Source organism: Pseudomonas sp. A2 (assembly GCF_023100865.1).
Lineage (GTDB): Bacteria > Pseudomonadota > Gammaproteobacteria > Pseudomonadales > Pseudomonadaceae > Aquipseudomonas > Aquipseudomonas asiatica.
Map to the genome: position 1 here is coordinate 1,770,884 of NZ_CP039127.1, position 24,031 is coordinate 1,794,914.

General features: G+C 64.3%; 25 protein-coding genes. All 25 read right to left on the bottom strand.

Going from position 1 to position 24,031, the window contains the following annotated elements; genetic code table 11:
- Positions 1–38: 38 nt before the first annotated feature.
- Positions 39–818: a competence protein CoiA family protein gene (locus tag E5221_RS08310; RefSeq protein WP_012112321.1), complete on the bottom strand. Its 780-nt coding sequence runs from the start codon at positions 816–818 to the stop codon at positions 39–41.
- Between the two features lie 140 nt (positions 819–958).
- Complete coding sequence (locus tag E5221_RS08315; protein ID WP_247847103.1) at positions 959–3,238, bottom strand: helicase-related protein; 2,280 nt, start codon at positions 3,236–3,238, stop codon at positions 959–961.
- Between the two features lie 103 nt (positions 3,239–3,341).
- Positions 3,342–4,490, bottom strand: coding sequence for a DUF6094 domain-containing protein (locus tag E5221_RS08320; protein ID WP_227335317.1), 1,149 nt, complete (start codon positions 4,488–4,490; stop codon positions 3,342–3,344).
- A gap of 25 nt (positions 4,491–4,515) precedes the next feature.
- A complete protein-coding gene (locus tag E5221_RS08325) occupies positions 4,516–5,166 on the bottom strand; it encodes a hypothetical protein (protein ID WP_012112318.1) in 651 nt (216 codons plus the stop codon).
- Between the two features lie 104 nt (positions 5,167–5,270).
- Positions 5,271–5,612: a hypothetical protein gene (locus E5221_RS08330; protein ID WP_099814795.1), complete on the bottom strand. Its 342-nt coding sequence runs from the start codon at positions 5,610–5,612 to the stop codon at positions 5,271–5,273.
- 102 nt (positions 5,613–5,714) lie between these two features.
- Positions 5,715–6,041 carry a hypothetical protein gene (locus E5221_RS08335; RefSeq protein ID WP_099814796.1) on the bottom strand — a complete coding sequence of 109 codons (327 nt, stop codon included), beginning with the start codon at positions 6,039–6,041 and terminating at the stop codon, positions 5,715–5,717.
- Between the two features lie 93 nt (positions 6,042–6,134).
- Positions 6,135–6,824 carry a DUF3275 family protein gene (locus E5221_RS08340; protein ID WP_099814797.1) on the bottom strand — a complete coding sequence of 230 codons (690 nt, stop codon included), beginning with the start codon at positions 6,822–6,824 and terminating at the stop codon, positions 6,135–6,137.
- 57 nt (positions 6,825–6,881) lie between these two features.
- Positions 6,882–7,805, bottom strand: coding sequence for a DUF3577 domain-containing protein (locus E5221_RS08345; RefSeq protein WP_099814798.1), 924 nt, complete (start codon positions 7,803–7,805; stop codon positions 6,882–6,884).
- A 366-nt stretch (positions 7,806–8,171) separates the two neighbouring features.
- Positions 8,172–8,525, bottom strand: a complete 354-nt coding sequence (locus tag E5221_RS08350) for a DUF3085 domain-containing protein (RefSeq protein WP_099814799.1) — start codon at positions 8,523–8,525, stop codon at positions 8,172–8,174.
- Positions 8,526–8,666: 141 nt separating this feature from the next.
- Positions 8,667–9,479, bottom strand: a complete 813-nt coding sequence (locus E5221_RS08355; protein ID WP_099814800.1) for a GTPase — start codon at positions 9,477–9,479, stop codon at positions 8,667–8,669.
- 280 nt (positions 9,480–9,759) lie between these two features.
- On the bottom strand, positions 9,760–10,038 hold the full coding sequence (locus E5221_RS08360) for a uridylate kinase (RefSeq protein WP_099814801.1): 279 nt from the start codon (positions 10,036–10,038) through the stop codon (positions 9,760–9,762).
- Between the two features lie 96 nt (positions 10,039–10,134).
- A complete protein-coding gene (locus tag E5221_RS08365) occupies positions 10,135–10,872 on the bottom strand; it encodes an ABC transporter substrate-binding protein (protein ID WP_099814802.1) in 738 nt (245 codons plus the stop codon).
- Between the two features lie 213 nt (positions 10,873–11,085).
- Positions 11,086–11,478, bottom strand: a complete 393-nt coding sequence (locus E5221_RS08370) for a hypothetical protein (RefSeq protein WP_099814803.1) — start codon at positions 11,476–11,478, stop codon at positions 11,086–11,088.
- 21 nt (positions 11,479–11,499) lie between these two features.
- Complete coding sequence (locus tag E5221_RS08375) at positions 11,500–11,712, bottom strand: hypothetical protein (protein ID WP_073664035.1); 213 nt, start codon at positions 11,710–11,712, stop codon at positions 11,500–11,502.
- Between the two features lie 336 nt (positions 11,713–12,048).
- Positions 12,049–12,606 (bottom strand): hypothetical protein, encoded by a 558-nt coding sequence (locus tag E5221_RS08380; RefSeq protein WP_099814804.1) that lies wholly within the window; start codon positions 12,604–12,606, stop codon positions 12,049–12,051.
- Positions 12,607–12,849: 243 nt separating this feature from the next.
- A complete protein-coding gene (locus E5221_RS08385) occupies positions 12,850–14,400 on the bottom strand; it encodes a DNA cytosine methyltransferase (RefSeq protein ID WP_099814805.1) in 1,551 nt (516 codons plus the stop codon).
- 544 nt (positions 14,401–14,944) lie between these two features.
- Entirely contained in the window at positions 14,945–16,975 is a 2,031-nt protein-coding gene (locus tag E5221_RS08395) for a DNA topoisomerase III (RefSeq protein WP_003116834.1), read from the bottom strand.
- 283 nt (positions 16,976–17,258) lie between these two features.
- Entirely contained in the window at positions 17,259–17,699 is a 441-nt protein-coding gene (locus E5221_RS08400) for a single-stranded DNA-binding protein (protein WP_003098976.1), read from the bottom strand.
- 73 nt (positions 17,700–17,772) lie between these two features.
- Entirely contained in the window at positions 17,773–18,300 is a 528-nt protein-coding gene (locus tag E5221_RS08405) for a DUF3158 family protein (protein ID WP_003098978.1), read from the bottom strand.
- Positions 18,297–19,085, bottom strand: a complete 789-nt coding sequence (locus E5221_RS08410; protein WP_012112316.1) for a PFL_4669 family integrating conjugative element protein — start codon at positions 19,083–19,085, stop codon at positions 18,297–18,299. Before E5221_RS08410 ends, E5221_RS08405 begins: the two co-directional genes overlap by 4 nt.
- A gap of 331 nt (positions 19,086–19,416) precedes the next feature.
- Complete coding sequence (locus E5221_RS08415; RefSeq protein WP_012112315.1) at positions 19,417–20,667, bottom strand: STY4528 family pathogenicity island replication protein; 1,251 nt, start codon at positions 20,665–20,667, stop codon at positions 19,417–19,419.
- Positions 20,668–20,670: 3 nt separating this feature from the next.
- Entirely contained in the window at positions 20,671–21,231 is a 561-nt protein-coding gene (locus tag E5221_RS08420) for a DUF2857 domain-containing protein (RefSeq protein WP_012112314.1), read from the bottom strand.
- A 15-nt stretch (positions 21,232–21,246) separates the two neighbouring features.
- A complete protein-coding gene (locus E5221_RS08425) occupies positions 21,247–22,911 on the bottom strand; it encodes a ParB family protein (protein WP_012112313.1) in 1,665 nt (554 codons plus the stop codon).
- Entirely contained in the window at positions 22,904–23,164 is a 261-nt protein-coding gene (locus E5221_RS08430; RefSeq protein ID WP_012112312.1) for a hypothetical protein, read from the bottom strand. Before E5221_RS08430 ends, E5221_RS08425 begins: the two co-directional genes overlap by 8 nt.
- A complete protein-coding gene (locus tag E5221_RS08435) occupies positions 23,148–24,023 on the bottom strand; it encodes a ParA family protein (protein WP_012112311.1) in 876 nt (291 codons plus the stop codon). Before E5221_RS08435 ends, E5221_RS08430 begins: the two co-directional genes overlap by 17 nt.
- Positions 24,024–24,031: the final 8 nt, after the last annotated feature.

Sequence of the window (24,031 nt, forward strand, 5' to 3'; positions counted from 1 at the left end):
CGTTTCTTCGGCACATGACAAGGAGCACCACAGCCGAACTACGTGTTTGCCGCCACGCGCTTGGCTGCGGCGAGCTCGTGTGAGCGTTTGGCGGCGCTACTCATCGAGTCCAGGTTATTAATACACCAAAGACCGTCAATGCAGAGAAAGCGATTGCTTAGCACTGCCTCAAGCAGGTCTGGAAGGGTCGCAGTAAAGAATCCGGCACCTTTGATCGTGGGCACTGGCTCTAGCTCAAGCATCGCGACGGGTAGATCAGGAAGGCACGGGCCGAAGTGTCCGCCTGGCGGGAACTTACCCCCAAATTCGGTGCGCAAGCGCTCCTTGCCCATGCTCTTTGCGAGAGTGCTGTATCGCTCCTGCCCCAACAACCAAAGCGACTTGACGCCCTCGTCGCTGTACCGCCCTTGGCGTTTACGGTAGTCGCGGAGCGACTGATACGACCTTTGGATCTCGACGGCCAACCTAACACCATTGCGCTCACCCCAAACGTCAGCCTGCCAGCGGCCTGCGTCACCCGAACCCGGCATTTCAACCGAAGCGCGGCAACCCAAGTCTTCGAGCACGCTGCGCACAAGTATCTTGGCCGCCAGATGCCATTGGCTTTCTTCGGAAGTAGTGCACGCACCTCCTAGATGTGCGAAGAATGGGTAGCCATTAGCACTGACCTTGGGGACCGCTGGAGCGCTGCAGCAAGGCATCTGCAGATCACCAACGCGGTAATTCCGTTGCAACTCGTGCCACTGCACCTGAGACATACGCAGTGCATTGGCTACACCAGTGCCGTCTGCATATGCGGCTTCGATCACCATAGCCATAGTGCCTCCTTAGATTTCGATATTGTCCGATCAGTTTAGCCTTCCCGGCGTTGGAAACGGGGGCGGCGATCAAATCCTCCGAGCAGCAATTTCCTAGAAAAACCGCCGGCACCCCAAAAGGGATGCCGGCAGACAGAGGATCAGGCGGTTACCAGTTGCCGGGCCAGTGCAACCTCGACGGAATCACCATCCTGGTTCAGGACATCGAGCCCGGATTCGGGCACATCGCCCGAGGTGGACTGCGAGACCATGATCTTCTTGGCCATCAACTCAAGGCAGGTCATCTGCGAGGAGCCGGCGTAGCCGAGGTAGATCACGCGCACAGGCTGTTTCTGCCCGATGCGCCAGGAGCGGCGTGCCGCCTGTTGGAGCGAGTACACGTTGTAGCCCGACTGCATGAACACGATCGTCGGAAACTCCAACAGGTCCAATCCCGTCTTGACGAGTTCGGGGTTGGTGATGAGCACGTCGATGCCACGGTCCAACTGCTCGGCGATCCAGTCCTCGCGGCGGCTGGCATCCACGCTTGCGCGCAGTACCGCCACTTTGAAGCCTTCCTGCTCCAGCAGCACCTTCAGGCGCGACGTGGTGTCGCGCGTGCCGGTATAGACCGTATAGGCCAGAACCTTGCGGCCCTGCGCCTTCTCCTCTTTGCAGACGTCGATCAGCTCGCGCTCTTTCGGCGTCAGCTCGAACTCAGAGAACTGAGCCGGGACGAACGCCAAGGTGTTGCGCGTGCGCGGATGCACCACGGTCTCCGACCGGAAGCAGCAATCCGGCCAGGCCAGCAGCACGTTGAGGACCACGCCCAGCAAGGTCGTATCGCGTCGCGCCAGAGCCTGTTTCAGCTCCGCGGTGAGCCGACCCGCCAGATCGCGGTAGGCCGCGGCTTGCGCCGTGTCCATCGCGACTTCACGGAACTCCTCGTCATACGGCGGCAGGACGTTGCCGCCGATGTCCTTGAGCTTGAGAAAGATCGTGAACGGCAGGATGCAACGCAACACGCCCTTGGGGCCGAAGCCCGGAGCCTTGACCGTTCTGACACTGACTTTCGTGCCTTTCGCGGTCTTGTGCGCCGTGCCAGTGCTCTCGGAATAGATGTCCTTGAGGACACCGTGATCGCGCATGAACGCCATCGAGGCCGAGGTCATGCTGCCGCTCGTGGTCGGGCGGTAGCCGTCTTCGATCATTCGCCCGGGTAGGGCTCGGAACAGCAGGTAGAACAGGTCGTCGCCGTAGCCGCCCATCAGCGTGCCGGTCAGCAGCAAGGTCTTGCGAGCCTTCGCCGCCAACACGCCCATGGCCTGGCCCTGGGCGCTTCCGCCGTTCTTGTACTCGTGTGCCTCGTCGGCGATGAGCAGGTCGAACGTGCCTTGCGGTAGGTAGCGCTTGATGAACTCGGACGGCTGGTAGCCGCCCTCGCCGAAGCCGAACTCCATGTTGGCCATCGCACGTTCCATGCGCGTGGCCTGACGGTCGGAAAACACCAGCTCGCCGCTGCCATCCATGAGGTTGATGAACTCATGGATGTTGTCGCCCAGCATCGAGGCCAGGAAGCCATCACCGAACTTCTGCATCAGCCTCTGCGCGGTGACTTCCCCGATGGTCGGGATGCGCTTCAAGGCTTTGAGGACAGCCGAGGACTGGTCACTGCCGGACAGGCTTCTCGGACGGATCAGCGTCCACAAGGGCGCGGCGCAATGGCTGCACTTCCTGCGGTACTCCTCGGCTTCGAGTGCGATCGGGTTGACCGGCTCGCCGTCAAGGTCGGTGATGACAGTGCCGCAGTCCGGGCAGGCCGCCACGTCTCCGTGGCGGGTGCGCCGCCGGGTGAAGACAGGCTTCCAATGGAACCCCATCCGCATCCTCACGCGGCCCAGGACGAAGAACTCCTGACCCGTGGGCTGCACACCCAACTGCTCGCGCAGCCTGATAAGTTTGACGAGGGTATCCGGACCATTGAGGACCCAGACCTTGGCGCCCGTCACCGTCTCCTGGATCTCGCGTCGCCACTTGTAAACCAGGTGTGGCGGCGAAAGCACCAGGGTGCGGCGGTAGCCTTCGGCGTTGAGGACGGCGGCCGTGGCGATGCCGACGGTCGTCTTGCCGCACCCCATCTCGCCATTAACGATCGCGGCGCGTTCGCCACGATCGACCAGCAGCTCGGCGGCGGCATAGACGACTTCGGCCTGGGCCTCAAACAGCTTGCGTTTGAGGCTGGCGACGATGAGCTGGCGGTGCGCCTGTGGCTGGCCGGTATAGACCGGCGGGTTAGCCCGATTGAGAGAGTCCAGCAATTCGTCGCCGAACTCACCGACGAAATCCTGAAGGCTCAGGGTCAGAGGAGAAGGTGCCGCGTCGAGCAGTTCACCCTGCACGGGAGTGGCTTCTGCGGCAGTAGATTCAAGATCGAGGGACATAGTGATGCTCCGAAGAAAAATGGGGCATGCACCACCCCCACAGGGGCAATGGCATGCCCCGTGGTGGGAGAAGAAACGCCGAACCGTCGGCGGTGGAAAGAGGTCAGCGAATGGTCAACACCTCGCCCCGAGTTGGGGAGCCAGGCGTCATGTCCCACGCGCGGATGACGGGAACGAACTTGTCGGTGAAGATGCGGGTCTCGGCGATGGAGCCATCGTCGCGTTCGGTGAATTCCCGCTGGAGCGTCTTGTCCTTGTGGGTGTCCCCCTTGACGACAAGCACACGCCCGGTCTTGGAGCGCACCACGCCGGAGATCGCACCCGCGGCCAACGCCAGGGCAAGATGCCAGTGGGAAAGAGCACGCGCCGGTGGACGCAGCGACTGCTGCGCGGCCCCCAGGTGCGTGTCCAGCGACGGCCAGAGGCCTTGCAACCGGCCAACTTCGTCGGCGAACTGCTCGGGCTCCATCGTCACGCGAAAGAAATGCTCCGGCTCGGCCGGAGTGGCGGGGACGATGTACGGCAGGAACGGCCAATCGCTCGGCAGTTCCTCGGCTTCGACTTCGCCAAGCCCCACCTGCAGCAGCAGATTGCGCATGGCCTTGACGCCATCGAGGGCCTGCTCGCGCTGGCGTGCCCTGCGGCCGAAGATCACCACCTGCTTGAACTGCGTCTCCACCGCTCGGTAGATCCGCAAATCGGTGTAGTGGCGTGTCAGCCAGCCGACCAGCTCCGCGTCGAGCACGTAGCCGGGGACGATGAAGACCAGCACGCCGCCGTACTGCAGCAGCGACAGGGTGCGTTGGTAGAACAGCTTTTCGAGGCGGGCACGGCCCTGGCCTTGATAGCCGATGTTGCCATTGACATCCTTGGATAGGTCGCCATACGGCGGGTTGAGCCAGAGCAGTCCGAACGACTGCTTGGAGACCATTGTGTCCATCAGGTCCGCGTGCAGGCAATGATCGACGAGGCCGCGGGCATGGCGTGCCCGCTCCGCGTCGAACTCGACGGCGAACGCCTTGGTCTGCTCGCGCCCGAGGGCATGGGCGGCTTCGGCGACAGCCACGCCTTCGCCGGCGCAGGGATCGAGGATGCACATCGTCCCGTCGCTGGGCATCAGTGCGTTGAGGGCTCTTTCGAGCGTGGGTTCGTCGGTCGGGTAGTAACCGTTCTTGGCGAAATTGCGGGCGAGCCGCGGGAACATGCGGGCCATGGAAGTCTCCTGGTTGGCGGGAAGGAATGGCGGAAGCACGCCAAGGCGTGCCTCCGCGGGTGGATCAAGCCGCTACCGCTTTCGGCGTCCAAATCTTGGCCGGATAGGGATAGGCGGTGAGTGCGTCACTGCGGATCAGAGAGCCCAGCGCCAGGGTCAGCGCCGGCACGTCGATGGCGAGCCGATGGCCTTCCAACGGCCCAAGGGCGAACGGAAGGCGGGCCAGCATCTCGCGGGTCTGCAGCAGCTCCAGCACGGTTTCGCGCCAGTGGTCGAGTAGCGGCAACGGGCAGGTGTCGCGCACCAGCGTCCACAGGCGGTCAAGCCGGTGGGCGCTGTCGCGTGGCAGCAATGCCAGTGCGCTGGCGTTGGCCTTGTCGGGCTTGACGCAGCGCCGGTCGAACAGCCACACGTTGGAGAGGGAGCCGAACAGCGTGCGCCGGTAGGCCCGCGTGATGCGCTTCTCCAGATGATCGACGTTGCCGATGAACACCGGGACGCTGCCGCCCTGGTCGGTGAGGATGTGGAACTGGTCCAGTCCCTGCTCGTCGCGCCCGAGGGTCAGGCGGGCGAGGAACTGCTGGACGGCGGTGTCGCGCGCCCAGATGGACAGGAAGATCAGGCTGCCCTGGTCGTCGCCGACGCAGGCGTCGGCCATCAGGTCCGGGCATTCGTCGATGTGGAACAGCGTGGTGGATGAAGTGTGTGCGTGCATGGTGGTGTCCTCGATGAAATGAGGGGCAGCACCGCCCGCAGGGGCAGCGAATGCCCCGTTAGGGATGAAGGAATGCGGATCAGGTGTTCGATCCGCTTGGGCGTTCAGAACGTCTGTTCGGTGAACGAGCCGTCGGCCTGATGCTTGACGACCCGGTTGCCAACGTTGCCCTCGCAGTCCTGTTGGACTTCGGTGAACATGCTTTCGGGCACGTCGATCTGGAAATGGCGCAGGACCACTCGGTAGTAGTCCAGGTCGTGGTTGAACGGGTCGCTCTCGTGCAGGTTGCTGTACAAGAAGTCGTCGCTCTCGACCTTCGCGGTATCGTCGATCAGCTCGGCCGGCTTCTCGATAAATAGGAAGAAGTAATTTGCCGGCCGGTCCCAGCCCAGTACGACAGTGATGGGAAAGCCCTTGTGAATGGTGTCGAAGTAGTGCCGACTCATGGTGATGTCCTCGGTGAATCGGAAACAGCACCGCCCCTGAGGTAGGTGCTGCCCCAAGCGGTGGAGAAAAGCCGCGCAAGCGGCGATGACGTGTGCCGGACCTCAATAGTCCGAATCGCAACCGGCCGGGCAATAACCCAGTTCGATTCCGTGCGAGCAATAGCCGTTTTCGGCGTTCCAGTCCTGGGTTTCCTGCCTTTCGGCCGGTGTGGCGTAGTCCCATTCCTGTGCGATCTGCAGCGCCTGTGCGCGATGTTCTTCGGGCAATCGACCAACTTGCGCGTCGATCGCCGAGCTGAAGCGCTCTACGTAGTAGTCGTGAGACAGTCCGCAACCCTTGGTGGCTTGTGCGGCTGCCGTCTCGCAGAGAGCCCGCCACGCGGGTTCATCCAGTGCAGAACGGGGTGTATCGCAAGCGATGGTGGACATGATGGAGACCTCCAGAAGAAAGCCGGGGCCTCTCCGCATAGGGAAAGAACCCCGGCGGGTGGATGAAGAACACCGTGCATGCGGTGTCTGCGATCACGCAGGTTGCAGTTCGGCCTGGCGGCTCCACTCCTGCGTCTTGAAGTTAAGCGCGTAGCCCAGTTCACCCAGGCGGGCGATCTGCGCGCGCAGGGCCCGGCGGTCGATGGTCGAATCCAGCTTGACGGACTCGCCCAGTGGCCAGAGCAGGCCGAACAAAGCGCTGTCGCCCCCTTCGGTGCCGTCGGGAGCAGCCGCCGCAGCGAGCGTCGGTGCGTCCACACCGAAGGGCGTGGTATCGACCAGCGGGTCCGCCGAGGCCTGCACGGGTGCGGGCTTGGCGGGTCTGGAGGCCTTGGCGGGCTTGGCCGGCGTTTCCGCAGGTTGCGTCCCCACCTCTTCATCGAGTGGATCGACTTCCTGGGTGGCGAAGCTGCGGGCCTCATCACGACTCAGTTTGTCGATGCCGTTGAGCGTCATACCATCGAGGTTGGCGCGGACTTCAAACCGCGCGCCGCCCGCGACCGGGTAGGACTTCGCGAAGATGTAGCGAATGACGAAATCCCCGTCGTACTTGCCTTCGGGGTACTGCTCCAACTCCGCGTCTTTAACCGCGAACTCGCCGATGGGGGTGGAAAGACGACCAACCGTGAACGGGCCGTTCTTGCCGCGGATGGTCCGCAACGTGAGCTGGCCCGGAACGACGATGGGTAGGACTGATCTCGTAGGTGCCGATGTGGCTGCCATGATGGTTCTCCTTGACGAATAGGAAAAAGGCAAGGCCCCGTGAGGGGCCATGCCGGATCAGAACGAAGCAGCCAATGCCGGCTCCTGCTCCTCGACTTCAACTTCGGACTCGCGCTCAGCGGGCTCGGCAGATTGGTCGGAAACGGCGTCGGCGGCAGTGTCGATGACGGCTTCGGTCGCGGGTGCGTCCTCCACCGGCGCTGCCTCGGCTTGTGCCTGGCTCGTCGGATAGACCTGGGTGCCATCGATCTTGATCAGACCGATGTGGACCAGCGTCGATTCCAGGCTTGCGGCCGGTTCCCCAGCGTGCTCGCCCTTGGTGCGGATGTACGGATCGATCTTCATGTCGTTGAGACGGAAGGCGATCAGTACCTTGCGATCCCCTTCGATGGCCTGCACGCATCGGCGAACCAGATGCTCGGCTTCAGGGGTGGCGACGATCGTGTCGAAGTACCGATATTCCGGTTCATCGACAGGTCCGGCGAGCGCGGCGATGGAGCACGACAGGAACGGGTCACCATCCTTGGGGGTGATGTCCTTCGGACGGTTGAGGTAGCCGATGCCACGGGTGATCAGCTCGTGCTGCTCGATCGAAGCCAGTTCGGCCCGCTCGATCAGCTCGGCCTTGAGCAGTCGCGCCTTGAGAGACGCGGCGGCCTTGCCTTGGTTCTCGCCCTTGTCACGGATGTACGCATCGCCCCAAAGGTCGCCGAGGCGAAAGCGCACCAGCGGGCGCTGCTTGGGATCGTCAACGCCGATATAGCGCTGAACGAGCTTCTTGGCCTCGGCACCCGAGACCTTGACGTCGAAGTAGCGGTAGCTGGGGTCCCTGGCGGGGCCGACCAGCGCGGCAATGGTGCATGCCAGGAAGGGCTGCGCACGGCGGCCGCCCCTGACGGGCACTTCACGGACACGCTGGATGTAGCCGATGCCCGAGGTGTGGAGGTCGAAATACGATTTCTCGTTCGAAGTGGTGTTCATGGTGAATCTCCATTGGGAAAAGCGGAGACACACCGAGCCCACGCATGCGGGGAAAGGTGCGTAACCCCGCGATGGGTTGATAAGGCGAAAGCATCCACCACCAGGGACTGGTGGCCGCTCGCGGATGGATGCGGTGCGAGCTGGCTTGGTCACGCAGTGGAAACTGCGCCGCAACCTCAAAGACCGATGGTTGCCTGGCATGTCGCTGACAACGTCAGCAGGCATGGGGTCAGCATGGCCGGCCCTCGCGCGCGCGGCAGCAATCAATTGGCATCCGGGTGTTCCCCTTTGTCCACGCAGCCCGGCTCAACGCAAAAAGAAAGCCCCCGGCGCGGGGGCTGCGAGAGTCGAGTGGCGGTTGCCGCGCTATGCGGGAGGCACCACCTCCAGCGACAGATGTGTGGCGGTGGCCGACAGCATCAGGTCGTCTTCGGTGTGCAGGATGCGCGTGAATACGCCGTCCTTCGGGTCGAAGTACTCCGCGAAGTCGTCGCCGCCCAGTTCGGCGCGCGCCAGCTCCCACCAGTCGTCGAACGGATCGGTATCCGGGTTGCAGCCGACGGCATAGGCCAGCAGCTTCACTCGCCCATCCGGGCGGCGTTCTCCCTGCTCGGCGAGGAAGTACACGCCCTGGTCCTTGACCAGGATGACGGGGCACTGGCTGGCGATGGCCTCGGTCAGCACGGGGCGCAGGTCGGAGCCTTTGAATCGCAGTGACATGGTTGAAATCTCCTGTGTGGATAGAGAAAAGGCCCTCCACCCGCCTGGATGGAGAGCCTGTGGGCACATGACCAATGGGCTGAAACGCCGTGGCGGGAGCCACGGGTCAGCCGAAGAACCGCCAGGATTCAGTCCCCGGCGTCATGCCGGCACCGCCTGGCGCTGCCGGGCAGCCTTGGCGTCGATCACGCTCACATCGATCAGGCGCCAACGTCCGTCGTCGATAAGTCGCTCCAACACTTCGCCGAGCATGTCGAAATACACCTCGTCATGCCGATCGACCAATTCGCCGTCGCGGTGCAGCTCCACCATGTAGGTGTCGCCACCTCGGTCGTACAGCACCGTCACCCGGCCCTCGAACTTCGCGGTCAAGACCGTGAAGCTGATCGCCGGAGGCGTCTCGATGATCTTGGACGGTGTCGGATCGACCCAGGTGAAATCCCGGGCACCGGCATCGACCAGCATGTGGGTGATACGCCGGAAGCCATCGGGCGCTGGCATTTCCTCCAACTGCTGGATGAGCTGGCCCAGTTCCATGCACTGCGGCTCGGGGATGGGCAGCTTGGCCGGCGCGGAGCCGAGGATGTGCGTCTTGACGGTGTAGGGAATGCCGTCGGACGTCATCTCGGTGCGCTCTTCCGGCGTGTCCGCCCGCAGCCCATCGAAACGGCGCCGTGCGTAGGGTAGGACATGCACCTTGGCGCCTTCGTCGGGGACGGTGGTCACCAGCTTGGAATCGAGCACAGCGAACTCGCTCGGCTTGAGCTTGACGACGATGGCGTCGTCAGTGATTGCGACTACCTTCCCGTCGAAGGGCTGGGGGTCGATGACGAAGCCCAATGTCGAAGACTGCGGCTGATCGTCGAACACGCGGTACTTGAACGACCGCACGTTGCGGGGCACGTGGCCTGCAACAAGCGAAGGCATCATGGATTTGATGAGGGAACGGTCCATGGGAAATCTCCTTGAGGAAGAAACAAGGGATTCCCCGCCCGCAAGGGAGAGGTCCCTTGTGGGTGTGGACGCGGCACGTCCGTGGAAAGCATCGACCAGCACGGTTTCCCGTGCTTGCAGCCTTGAAGGTCTCGGCTGCCTGGGCATGTGTCGGCAACGCCGACGAACATGGGGCAAGAATGGCCCGGGAGTGAGCGGCTCGCCCGCAGGAAACAGCACCCCGTCGCACCCGCTTTCCTGTGCCGTGGGCAAGAAAAAGCCCCTCGAAAGGGGCTTGGGGTCAGGCTTCGTACACGAAGTAGTGTTCGCGCTGACGCGGGAAGAACACGTGCTTCCACGTGTCACCGCTTGTGTTGCCACCGTCGAATACGACCATTTCGTAGTCGTCAATGTCGGTGTCCACCAGATCGGCGCTGTCGATATGGCGCATGTGCAGCGTACCGCTCATGCGTTCGAATACCAGGATCTGGCCGATGGCGTCGTCCTGGCTCATGGCGTCGACGCAGGCTCCAAGCTGATTCTCGAAGTCGGGCGTGGGCAAGATGAGGTCGGGGAACATGAGATTGCTCCTATGGAATTGAACCAGCCCGGCTCCTGGTGGGAGGCGGGCTGGCATGTGGGGGATGAAGGGGAAGGCTTGCGCGTCGTGCATCTGCTAGGTCTCAGCCAGTGGCAGGCCCAGTAGCGCGGGTGCGTCGGCATCTAGGATGAGGATGCGCACATCGGCCTGGCCGGCCAATTCAAGGATGTTTGCCAGGTCGTCAGGCATGCCCTTGTCCCGGTGCTCCTGTCGAAGCTGCTCCGCACTGATGCCCTCGGCATATTCCAGGTTCTTGTCTGTCCAGGGCGTGGAGATCAGCTTGACGCCAATCGCCGGGCTGTACGGAACCCGGAAGGCGATGAAAAGAAAGGCCTCCGGTGTTGCAAGGTCTGCCAGGTTGGCGAGGTACTGGCCGGTTTCTTGGCTGATGTGTGCACTGCTGATTTCCCAGCAGCGGCTGTAATAGCCGGTCTCGAAACTCAACCGCTGCACCACGTCGCGCGCGGCCTCCTCGGAATAGGTGTCACCGATGTGGACCGGGCGGCCGTCGAGGTCGTCGCCATGGATGGCATAGACCACGGCGCCCACCACGCCTTCGCCGTTGATGCCTTCAACAGCATCACATTCGGCGATCAGCTCGTCGCTGATGGCGTCAGTGCCGTTCCTGATCCACGCGAAGTCGCTGGTGACGATGCAGGGGGAAGAAACCAGCGCCCCGTCGGAGAGGTGCTGTTGGCTCGCGTGGATGTTTCGCCACACATGCGGACTTCCGTCCCCGTAGCTGATGCACAGCGTTCGGACGATTTTCAGATTCCAGTAGCCGCGTACAAAGGGATTGGGATTCTGGGTCATGGGATTTCTCCAGATTGAATAATGGAGCCAATTCCCGCCACCGGGAATTGAACCCCGGTGGGTTGAAAGTGGAAAAAGCGTCAGGCGGCACTGATCGATGGCTTTGGGCCAATCGGCGCAGGCTGACGGAAGAAAAATTGAGGGACATGGTCGCGTGGGCGCATGTCCCTCATGGGCAGTGAACAAAAAGACGGTGGTATGCCGGAGACCGGCTCACCAACCGCTGTAGTTCACCAGCAGGTCGGCGATGACCTTGCGGCGTTGCAGATCGAGACCGTCGAAGTCCGACAGTCCTTGGAAGTGGCAGCGCTTGAGCATGGCACCGCCCTCGCGCGCGTTGTAGAAGCTGAACATGGCGGACAGGAGCATGCGTTCTCCGCTGCTCAGGACGCCGAGAGCGTCGTTGGCACGCAGCATGTCGGGACGCAGGTCCCACTTGCTCTTGGCCTGGTTCAGGCCGTCGCGCGTGCCGTCGCCAAACCATTGCGGGCCTGCGATCTCGACGCCACGCTTCCAGGCCTCGAAGAAGGCTTGGGGCGCGGCGGCGAAGTGCTGCTCTTCCCGCATGATCTGATCGACGACTTCCCGTGGCAAAAGCTGGTTCATGACGTGATTCCTCAAGTTGGATCAGGGTGTGGCGAGCTGAGACCAGCCGCCTCTTTCGAGGGCACGTTGAGCCGCGGCATAGCTGCGGAAGTACTGGCAGGATTCCCGCGAAACGGGACCTTCGGTATCGCGCGTGCCGATGTAGTGGCCGGCGGCGCTATGCAGGACTTCGAGCGGCAGGAACTTGCCGCAATGGATCAAGGCCAATTGGCCGAAAGAGGCTTGCTGGGACATGGACGGTCTCCTTGGAGAAGCGGGGCCTTGTCCCTCACGGGATGGCAGCTCCCGCATGCGGTTGAAAAAAAATGCATCGGCGTCACGAGGACGCGCGTCCGCAGACTCGATGCGATGGCGGACTGGCGGGTGGCGCGGAGAGAATCCGCGGCAGCCTGGAAACCCTGGCTGCTGGCATGCTGCTGACGGATCAGCGACACATGCGGGCAGCTTCGTGCGCGAGGCGAGCCGCGTCAGCCGGAAATCGGCATCTGCAACAGCCCCGATTGGCGAACGCGGAAAAAAGAAAGCCCCGCAGCAAATGCGGGGCTGTCAGGAGGATAAGGCGAAGCTGGGTCAGCGAGTCTTGTCGCCCAGCACATGCTGCTTCCACAGGGCGAATGCCTCGTCCGGTCCCAGCTCTGCGAGGATGACGATGGGCTGGCCCTGACGGGCGCGCAGCGATGCGAAATACGCCGGCCGGTCTGCGATGGCTTTGAGCTTGATGCCCTTGAGGAACAGCAGCTTGCCGTCCTTGATGAAAAGCACCTTGTTGCCGACGTCGCGGTTGAACGCGGTACGCAGCTTGCGCTCGGCGTGCATGGCATCGGCCAGTTGGTCGACGAGGAAGTCGAGCGTGATATCGATGATCAGCGGTTCTTCATCCTCTCGATCGATGTCGAGCGAGGCCGGCGGCAGGCTCTTGGCGAATTCCTCCGCCTGGGCCAGCAGCGCGGCCAGGCCTTGCAGCGCACGCACGAACGTCGAGCCGCCGTGCCCGTCGTTGCGGGCCTCGGCGATGGGAATGCCGTCGAATTCGACGATGGCGGTGAAGCACAGCGTTTCCTCGCTGGCGAATTCGGCCACCTTGAAATTGTTCAGCGTGATGCGGTCTTGTTGGGTAATGGTTTCCATGGGAAGTCCTGAGTATCGACCGGGTGATGACGCGCCCCTGGCGGGACGCGGCATTCGTCCCGTGGGTTGGAGAAAGGAGGCATCGGTGCCCCGGTGGGCAGCGTTCGCCGATGGATGCCTGGGCGAACTGGCGGGTGGCGCGGGTGGAACCCACGGCAGCCTGGACACCCTGGCTGCTGGCTGCTGCCGACACGTCGGCAATGCAGGAGGAAGAATGGCGTGGCCGGTTGGCGGCGTCGTGCATCAATCCGATGCGCTCGATCCCGTCTTTTGCAGACACTGCACCAGCCGCTGACCCAGCCACGCGACGCAGGGCACGGCCATGGAATTGCCGATCGCCTTGTAGCGCGGGGCGTCTGCGGCAGGCTTGCCGCGATAAGGGACCAGGGTGTAGTTGTCGGGCATGCCTTGCAGAAGTTCGCATTCCACGGGCATCAACCGCCGCACGCGCCAATGCGACCAGTCTCCCGGGCCGGGGTCATTCCAGTCGTACCGGAAATGCGCCTCGAAGTCGGGAGCCAGCACATGGGGCTTGTCCGCGCCGCCGCCCAGCTCAGCGGCAAGACCATGCTGCCGTCCCCGCAGGGCAACGCAGGCCACCATCGGCACCCCGTAGCCCGGCTTGCCGTTGGACAGGACGGTGCAAGCCACCTGTCCGTGGCCGGACTCGAAGCGCACTTTGCCGCGATTGTTCTGCGCGAAGGCGATGGCGGGAACGACACCGGCGTTCGCATGGCTGTTGCGATGTCCGCCAGCACGTAGCGTCGGCGTCAGATCCATCGTGGCATCCGCGCCGCTGCCCTGGGCGGTGAAGGCGATGATCGGCACACCTTTGCCCGTACCGTCCTCGCTGCTGCCCTTGCCGCCGTTGGCGGTGTCGAGGGTGTGGCTGATGCTGCCGGCGAACGACTGCACCATGAACGTCTCGGTGCGGATGTCGTGCTTGGGGCCTGCGGCCATCAGGCATGCGGCCACATCGACGGGGCCGGTGCCGCCACTGAATCCGAACGTCGTCGTGACCTTGCCGTAGGGCTGCTTCAGTCCAGCAAATCCTGCGTATCCGCCTGCTGCTTCAGTACCAGATCCAGCAACACGGGCAGCTCCTTGCCACGGCGCGCTGCCCGCAGAAGAATCCCCGTGCAGGCCTGCACGCTCAAAAAGTACTTCGACGGGATCGAGGCCATCTCCACTACTTGCCACAAGAAACACACGCTTGCGGCGTTGGGCGACGCCGAAATATTGAGCGTCGAGCACGCGCCAGGCGATGCGGCGCCGGGGTCCAGACACACAACCTGCGTGCGCCCATTCTTGCCCTGGCGGTTCGAGCGCACGGCTTTCTCCGGCCAGTGCTCCCAGGAAATGCCCGAAGGCGTTGCTGCGGTCGTTGAGGACGCCGGGGACGTTTTCCCAGACGAGCGTGGCCGACATGCGGCCGTCTTGGTAGCGGGTTTGGTCGATGGCATTAGCTAACTCCACATAAGCAAGGGTCAAGGCTCCGCGCGGGTCATCCAGTCCCCTGCGTGCACCGGCAACGCTGAACGACTGGCACGGCGTGCCGCCGACCAGGATGTCGGGGGCCGGCACAGTGCCGGCGCGAACCTGGTCGGCGATCGAGGTCATGTCGCCTAGGTTGGGCACGCGCGGATAGTGGTGGGCGAGCACGGCGCTCGGGAACGGTTCGATCTCGGCGAACCACGCGGCTTCGAGGCCGAGCGGCTGCCATGCCAGGCTCACTGCCTCGATGCCGCTGCACACACTGCCGTACAGCAGTGGCGCGCAAGGTTGAGGGTGCATGTCGTCTCTCCTGTTCGTGTGGCCCAGGCCAATGGCCGGACCGGGACGTTGATAGGCAGGAGAAAGGCGCCGAAGGCCCTGCGGCCTTCGGCTCGGGAGGAAAGAAAAACCACCCGTGGGCTTATTGGCAGGCCCGGTCGTCGCTAGAACCGTCTGCTCATCAAGCAATCACACCCGGCCCATGTCGTGGCTGGGGCCGGCATCGTCTGGCGCACATCCGCGCACAAAGGGAGCCCGTTTTTGCACCGGCGGGCACCGGCACCGATTACCGCTGACCACGAAGGGTCTCCCGGTGGCTCGTGCAGCCTGGCAAGCCACCGGGAGACCCTTCGCAGAGGGCGGAAGAAACGCAGATCAACAGAACGCGCGTGGTGCGGCTCGCAGAGAAGCTACCTTCAGGTCCCGCGGCCGGGGACGGCTGGGCGGGACGCGCACACGGATCAAGAAGGCGTTGCGCGCTGGGCGTCCCGCAGGGCATGCGGCGGAGTGCGGGACAGGGGCCACGCCGCCGAAGGCGGGCACGGCTCACGGGGAACGGGGGCGGTCAGGAGCCTTTGCGGCCGCTACGGCGCGGGCGCGAGGCGCCGCGCTTGGAGCTGCCGGATTCGACTGGCAGCGTGCCTTTGCAGTCCGGGTAGCGGCTGCACGACCAGAACGGGCCGCTCTTGCCGCTGCGCTGGCGCGTGGGTGCGCCGCACTGCGGGCATGCCGGCCCTTGGGGAACCTTGATGGACAGGGAGGCGCTGCCGTACTGCGCAATCAACTGCGAAATCCACGCGGCCTGCTTGCCGATGAACACGTCCAGGGTGAGCTGTCCGGCCTCGATCATGTCGAGCGCCTGTTCCCAGACGGCGGTGGTGCCAGGGTCGGCAATCGCCGCAGGCACGGCATCGATCAAAGTGAAAGCCGCATCCGAGGCGCGGATGGCGCGCCCCTTCTTCACGAGGTAGCCGCGAGCGATCAGGCCGCCGATGATGTTGGCCCGCGTCGCTTCGGTGCCGATGCCAACCGTATCTTTGAGCTTCTGCTTCAGGCGGGGATCGGACACCAGCTTGGCGACGCCTTTCATGGACTTGACCAACTCGCCTTGCGTGTACGGTTTGGGCGGCAGCGTCTTGAGTGCCTTGAGATCGACGTCGGCCACCTGGCATGCCAGGCCCTCATACAGTTTCGGCAGCGCGGGCAGCACCTGGGCGCGGACCGCAGTATCGCCCTCGCCATCACCGTCTTCGGCCTGCGGCTCGGCGAGCACCTGGCGCCAACCCGGGATGACAACCTGCTTGCCCGTGGCCGCCAGGTTCTGCCCCCCGCACGAAAACTTGGCCACAGTGCGGTCGAACTCGTGGTGAGGGAGGAACTGCGCCAGGTAATGCGACCGGATGAGCCTGTACACGGCCAGTTCCTTCTCGCTCATGGCGGAGAGCTTCGCCGGTTCGAGCGTCGGGATGATGCCGTGGTGCGCCGTGACCTTGCCATCGTTCCAGGCGCGCGAGCGCTGCGAGCGGTCGAGCTGGCCCATGATCGAGCGCAGCGAGGGATCGGTCTTGAGCAGGCTGTCGAGAACGGTGGGCACTTCGGCAAACATGCTCTCGGGCAGGTAGCCGGAGTCCGAGCGGGGGTACGTCGTGGCCTTGTGCGTCTCGTACAGGGCTTGGGCAATCTCCAAGGTTTCCTGCACGTCCAGCCCAAGCTGCTTGGAACACACTTCCTGCAAGGTGCCCAGGTCGAACGGCAGCGGCGGGCCTTCGCGGACACGCTCAGTCTCCACCGACACGACGTGGGCACTGCCCGCAGCGCGGATCTGCTGCATGGTCTGCTGTGCGACCGGCTGCCGCAGGCAGCGGCCTGCGTCGTCGGTGCACGCATCGGGTGGAACCCATTGCGCGGCGAAAGTCGAACCGCCTGCGAACAGGGACACGGCGATGGCCCAGTATGGTACGGACACGAAGCGCGCGATCTCGCGGTCGCGGTCCACAACGAGCTTGAGCGTCGGGGTCTGTACGCGGCCGACCGACAGCACGCCGTCGTAACCCGCCTGTCGCCCCAGCACCGTGAACAGCCGGCTCAGGTTCATGCCCACGAGCCAATCCGCACGGGAGCGCGCCAGCGCCGAGTGGTACATCGAAAGCGTCTCGGCCGAAGGCCGCAGCTTGCCCAGTGCCGCCCGAATGGACGCATCGTTGAGCGCCGACAGCCACAGGCGTTCGATGGGGCCGCGGTAGCCGCAAAGCTCCACGATCTCGCGGGCGATCAATTCGCCCTCGCGGTCGGCATCGGTGGCGATAACCAGGTGAGTCGCCTTCGCCAAGAGCGCCTTGACGACCTTGAATTGCGTGGCGGTCTTCGGTTTGACCTCGACCCGCCAGTGCTGGGGAATGATGGGCAACTGCTCAACGGACCATCGTTTGAGCTGCTCGTCGTAGGCCTCGGGCGGCGCCGCCTCCACGAGATGGCCGATGCACCAGGTGACCGTGACGCCGGAACCGTTGAGGCAGCCTTCACCGCGCTGCGTGGCGCCGAGAATCCGGCCAATGTCTTTGCCCTGGGAGGGCTTCTCGCACAAGAACAGCCGCATATCCGTCCATCCCGATTCCTGTTGTTCATGGAGTTGCTGGGATCGAGGATGCCGAGCGCAGCCCCTGGCAGCAGCAAACAAGCCGCATGCGGCAGCGACCGCTTTCACGCCGATGAAATGGCGAGTGCGGGGAAGGTGCGTGGCCGGAAGTGTGCGGGCCGAGAGCCGCGATTTCCGGGAGCGCGCGTGGAACTCGGTGGACGTTGGTGGAGCTATCCCCTGGGGATAATTCGCAGCGCATGGAGGGCGGCGAAGCACTGCGGCAGCCGCCCTCCATGCCCGATCACTTCCTGCGCTTGGTCTCTTTCGGCGCCGTCGATTCCTGGGTGGCCTGGGGCTTCGGCTCTGCCTCCTGTGGCTTCGGGCTGAGGGCCACAGACTCGATGCGGTACGGCAGGATGCCGACACTGCGCGCGTTGACCTGCCAAGTCTCACGCGGCTGATCTTCGTTGTCCGTCCAGGGGTCGCGCTCCATGCGGCCGACGACCAGCACCCGCATGCCCTTCTGGTAGAGCTGCTGCCAGCGGTCGGCGTCGTGGTGCCAGAGTTCCACCGGCGCCCAGAAGCCGCCGCGGTCCTCGAACTCGCCGCCCTTGGTGGGGACGGGGTTGTCGAAGTACACGTTCAGCCGGAGCAACCGGCGAGGATCGTCGTTGCCATTGGGGAATTCGCGGTACTCGGGAGGCGATCCGATGTTGCCCTCGCCGATGAATTGTGTGCTCATGTTGGAATCTCCGTGGTGGTTGAAATACCCGTGCCTCGTTGGGCTCGGGCGCGTGCTCGGATGGCAGGCGCAATCACCGATCGCGCACTGCGGCAGGAACGGACGCGAGCCGGCGCAGGTAGGTGTTGTCCGCCTGCGCGGCCTTGCTGGCGCATTCCTGTGCTTGCCTGCCCAGGGTGTGCAGCAGGCTGATCTGCATGTTCAGCATGACGCGCTGCAGTTCGATCTCGTGCAGGTCGTGCAGCAGGTTGACCGGCGTGCTGGGGCTCGCCATCAGCTCCTGCCACAACGCCACGCCCATGGCCGATCGATCGTGCTTGCGCCAGCGAAGAAAGGTCGTGCCTGCGCCAGTGGTCTGCTGGGCCAGCTCGACGGGAAGCAGGTGGAAGGGATGCCCGCACGCCTGTGGCAGCACCTGTCGCTGCGCCAGGGCAATCAACTCGTCGCGCATGGCGAAGCACTGGCTGGCCCAGGCCTCGAAGTCCCCTTTACCTTTAAAAGGCTTTAAAAGGCCTTTTAGAGAGGCCGCGTGTTCCAGCCGCATGAAGGCTGGCTGTTCCAGACGACGGAAGTAGCGCGGTTCGCGGTTCGGGTCGCTCATGCCGGTTCGTCCTCGCCGGCGGCTGTGGACTTGGCCTCGGCCGAATCGGCGGCAGCGCCTTCGTCGGTGGGAGATGCGGCTGCGGCAGCGCTATCACCACGCTGTTGCAGACCACGGCGCACGACGGGCGGCGCAAACTTCGAGCGGCGCATGCCTTCGAGCACGTCCTGCGGCAGTTCGCCGAACTTCTCCAATGCTGCCCGAGCTGCGGCGTTCTTGGCCGCGAAGTCGTCGCGGGTGCAGCCCGAGTAGCGGTATTGCTGGGCCAGGCTGAACAGGCTGCGCAGCGCGTGGGCACCTTCGTTGAGCCAGCGCTCCAACGTCGAGCGATCGATCAGCGCGGTGTGGTGGGCGAGGATCAGCTTGCGGGCGATGTCGTCGTAGTCGGCCAGCAGATAGACGGCGGCAAAGCCGAGCTGCGCGTTCACGAACAAGGGGAGCTTCACCGGCTGCACGTTGAGGTTCTCACCCAGGCTCAACGCCGCAGGCACGCCGGCCAGTGCCTGGTCAACCTGCTCGCGCAGCGATTGCAACGTGGTCCTGGTCTGGTCGAGCTTTTCCTCGATGCGCAACATCCACCAGTCGCTGTACGGGTCGTCCTGCTCCGAGCCGCGCTTCATCTTGTTCATCACGGCGATGTAGCCGTTCAGGCCGACGATGCCGGGTCGCCCCTCGGCGGCGGCGCGGCCATGCCAGATGCGCGAGGCGTGGTGGGTGTGAAGCGTCAGCGACATCGCGCTGCGCAAAGAGCCGAGATTGAGTTGCAGAGGTTCGTTGGTTGCCATGGCGTCCGCTCGCTTGGGAAAAGGAGCGGTCAGGATCGGCACGCAACGGAAGGCAGTCAGTCAACAAACCGAAATGAACCGGGACCCGGTTGTCGTGGCAGCGGTGGCCTGTGACACGAGCTATCCCCAGGGGATAGCTCCATCGAAAGCCATGGAGCGCTGCTCGCGCAAATGGTGCGTGCGCTCATGCAACCGACGCCATTACGGCCCCCCTGGACCGAAGTGCCATGCCGTGCCTGTCGGCGTTACAGCTTGTAGTACATCTATCCCCTGGGGATAGCTCTACTGACGGCCATCGACGTCTGCTTCACGCCCTTGTCGCTCGTCGCGCTCAGCTACTGCGCAGAAGGTCGCGCAGCCGGTCAATGTGCTGCCGGGCCACCTCGGGTGGAACCACATTGCGCGGTGGTTCAGGCGGTGCATCTCGTGCAGGGGCAGGTGGCGGTGCTGACCCGGCTTGCTTGGCCCAGGCGTTGAACTCGCCACGGATGGCGCGCTGGATGATGCCGAACAGGTAGCCTGCCGGGTTGCGGATGGTGCTGCCGCGACAGCGATCCGCCCATTCGTCCAGCACGGCCTGGCGTAGCGGAGCATCGACCTGCTGCAATGCCACGATGGCGGCGGCCTGCTGCTCTTCCTTCAAGCCGAGAAAGCGATCAGGCAGGCGAACTCCTGGCATCGCACGCGCCTGCCCACGCTCACGCGCGGTAGTACGTACTTCATTCATACGACTACTACGTACAGTACGGTCCTGCTTCGGATTCCGAAGAGCGCCGTCTGACGCGGGTTTCGGCCCTGCTTCGGAATCCGAAGAGGGGTCATCAGAATTCCGAAGAAGGCTCGGCGCCCCTTCTTCGGAATCGTGAACCCTATCCTTCTGTGGATAACTCTCCTGCGACCCAATGCCCTGGCTCGCGAGGCGTTCGGCAAGGACCTGCAGCCGCGAGGGCAACGTGCGGCCAGACAACAACGGGTCTTCGGCGATTTCCTTGAGGGTGTGCAAGCCCACGACCTGGACGGCCTTGGCCGAATGGCCCAGGGCTTGGCTGACGAGCTCCAAGTAGTCCGGGTCGAGCTGCATCGCCTCGAAAGGCGTCAGGGGCTCATCGTGCAGGACGTAGAGGTTGCCGAGGATGCGCCCGGTCTTGGGGTCACGCCTGCGGCGCACGAGACTCAACCAGCGAGTCAGGCGCAACAGCGTCAGCGCCCGTGCCACGGTCTCGTGAGAGGCCTGTCCGGCGCAGGGCATTGACGCGAGCCACGGGCGAAGTTGCTCATACGTCGGAAACGCCGTGACCCCATCCTCGTTGAGCATCATCCGAAAGACTTGCCAGGCATTGCGTTCCAGCGGCGTCAGGCGTCGGTCCAGGAACAGCCGTCGCGGCACGCTCTCGTGCCGATTGCCGCTGAACAGAAAACCGTCGCCGGTTGCGGAGACAGGAGATGTTGCGGATGCGGGAGCTGGCGCGGACGCGGGCGGGCGAGGTTTCGGTGCAAGGTCTTTCAGCGCGCTGTCGAACAGATCAGCGAGGGCGACCGGGCCTTGGCGTGGTGCTCGTGGTGCAGCGTCGTCCACGGCCATGACTCAACCCAATCCCTGATCGATCCAGTTCTTGATCGCAGCCCAGACCACCGACAGCGGCAGTTCCATGCCTTCGGCGAGGTCCATTGCCGCATCAAGAACCGAGGTCTCATCCTCCAGCTCGACATTCCTGCTGCTGGTCACGGCCTTCCAGCGTCGCCACAGCTCGGTGTCCTGCTCCTCGTCCAGAACCGGATGGCGCCCCTTGCGTTTGGGCAGGCCGAGAACTTCACGCCGTAGCGCGACTTCCTGGTGCGTCAGCCCATAAAAACGGCTCGCCATTTCCGTACTGGCCCCCAGGCGCAACATGCGATCGACGGTGGCGATCTCCTTCTCCACGTCCTGCGCCTGTTTGAGCAATCGCCGGAGCACTTCCCGGTTCACCGAGACAGAGCACCACGAGACGCTGGCATTGGCCAGTACGCTGATCAGCGCCGGATGCTTGAGCGCATCCAATTCTTCCTCACCGAATCCCATCGCCTTGCAGCGGCGCAGTTGCCCGTTGCGCAGATCGTAGAGCGCCTGCGCGATGACGGCCTGGTTGAGTGGGTTAGGTGCGGACATGCGGGCCTCCCTCGCTCAGGTCCCAGGACCGAGAGCGCCGGCTTCCAGATCCAGCAGGCGCCGGGCCAGCCGCAGCAGACGAAACAGCTTGACCAGCGCGGTGTCGCTCAATCGCCGGGCCCCGTCGGCATGACGTTGGCCTTGGCCGTGCAACAGCGCTGGCAGGTCGGTGACGAAGTGCCCGCCGTCCAAGCCCACGTCGGCCGACTGCTGACCGGCCAGGGAAACCAGCAGCGCGAGCACGGCACGTGCGAGCGGCGACGAAACCTGGGTCGGGGCACGACACGCGAACCCGATGCCATCTGAACGATCCTCGACACACGCGTCCAGGTCGACCTCGCCCGCGATCTCGCGCGCGAACTGCGCGATGTGGACGCGCAGGCGGCCGGGTGCGTCGAGACCTGGGTCGATATGCCAGATGTCCGAGATGGGATAGAGGCCACCGGCCTGCACGGGAATCGACTGCAGCACGTTGGCCGAGAAGTCGGGCGGAAGCGCATCGCCCAACTGGTCGGCGACCATGCGCTGGATGGACTGGAGCCGCTGCGTCGTGGGTGCCGGAGAGACGATGTGCTCGTCAAGTAGATCGCCAGCCGCTGCCGCAGGGGTGGCTGCGGATGCCTCACGCGGGGCCGCATCGTCCTGGGGCCTTGTCGGCGCGGCGGCAGAGTGGCCTGCAGAATGTGCTGCTGTGGCGGGGGACGGTGCCGGTTCAATCGGCGGCCGTGCGATGGCCCCAGGCTCAGGCAATGCCGGCGGCGCCGATGGCGGGGTTGGGTCGCTGACCAGGGCGCGGTGGCGGCTCTCGGATTCGGTCAGGTCCAGGGCAAGCACGTCGTAGTCGATGCCCAGCAGCTCGGACATCTGACCGATCAACTCGTCCTGCACACGCTGCGGCGAGAACTCGTCGGCCTGGGTATCGAACTGCGACAGCACTTCTTGGAAGAAACTGTCGAAGTCGAGCGGCAGGGAGCGGCCCTTGGCATAGTGCTCCCACGTGCGCTCACTGGCCTTGCGCATGACCGACAGCCGCTCGACCTGGTGGCGACCGAGGCCACCATACAGCACGGTCGGGATCGCAGGCAGCAGGTAGCGCACCGCATCGGCCATGCGGCTGATGTGTGACTGCTGCACGGGGAAGCCGTCGGCGCCCAAGCGACGGGCCAGCTCGGACTGGCTCAAGGTCGTGCTGCTTTCCGCTTCATAGAACTCGCGCGCCTTCTCGACGCCGAGGGCGCGCTCGATGAACGTCAAGCCGCCACGCAGTTCGTTCTCGGCGAGGTGCCCGGTCAGCGCGACGATCTCCCCGCGCGCAGGCCACGGCCGGAACAGGCACGATATGCGGAAGAAGCGCTCGTCCTTCGTTTCTGTCCAGAGTTCGCGCAGGATCGCCAGCCTGGTGTTGCCGCCGTTGCGGATGATGTAGTGCGCCTCGCCAGGACGGCGTGTGATGGCTGGCGCCGCATCCAGGCCGCGCTCGCGGATGGAGGCCTTGATTTCATCGTAGGCCGAGTTGCGCTTTTTGCGGGGATCGTGGTCGTAGGGCCGCAACTGGTCCAGCGTCACGACCATCGGCGTGTCGGCGATGGGGTCACTCAAAGCCGTGGCCGATGGCCCACTGCGCTCGAACCCGGCGGCAAGCAGCTTGCCGGCCATGTCCTGGGAGGTCATCTCAGCCATGGCCGCATCCCTCGGCGTTGGCGGGCCGGGCCATGCGGGCCTCGCGCTCGGCTCGGCGGATCTGCGCACGGGCATTGAGGTCTGCCCGGTAATCGCTCGCTGTCGAGCTGGTGTAGATGGCGGCGCAGCCGGTCTTGGTGAATTTGAGGTGTCCACCCCGAGTACGTTTGACGTGCCAGCCTTCGCTCACCGCAAACTCGATCAGGGCGCGCAGTCGCTTGTGGCCACGGGACAGTTCATGTGCGCTCGCCACGGGACCTCCCGGTTTCAATAGAACGTGGAGGACGGCCGGACACGCGGGCGAATCTGTCTTGCCACTGCGGGAACAGTTCGCCGGCGAGCGTGCGCATGGTGTCGAGCGCAGCGGGCGCAACTCTGCCTGGTGGCTGTCGATACTCGACGCGATGCACCGGCATGCCGCGGGTTGCAGCGCGCGGATAGGCTTCGATGGCCGGCACGTCGGTGCCCAGCACGCGGATGCCCGTGTGATCCTGAAATAGGTCGTGCAGCGCCTGCTGGATCATGCGTGCGTTGGCGGACACGGGGTGGACACGATTGATGAGTAGGTGCAGCGGTGGCGGTTCGATGCCAAGGTGCCGATACGGCGCGATGTCCTCCAGCAACTGCATGGTGCCGCGCCGCAGTTCGCGGGCCGCAAGGATTTCCGGGGTCACGGGTGACAGCGCCAGGCCGGAGGCGAGCACCGCCATCTCCAACAGCACCGAGCGCGCGCCTTGGGTGTCGATTAGCACCAGGTCATAGAGCGGCGCCAGCGCCGGCAGCAGGTGGCGCAACCGCAGGCGCCCGTCTGGCGCGTGCAGCAGCAAGGTGTTCAGTTCACCCCGGTGGTCGTTCGAGAGCACCAGGTCCAGGCCCGCGATGATGGTGCGGGACACGAGCTGGTCGAGACCGCGCTCGTTGAACGCCAGCAGCTCATAGATGCCGCCGGGCGCGCGGTGAGCCAGATCGTAGTAGGAGGACAAGGTGGGCTGCACGTCGAGATCGAGCAGCAGCACGCGCAGCCCCGCGTCCGCGGCGAGCCCGCCGAGGTTGGCGGCCGTGGTCGTCTTGCCGACGCCACCTTTCGTTGAAATGATGGATACGACCTGCATGGCGCTCT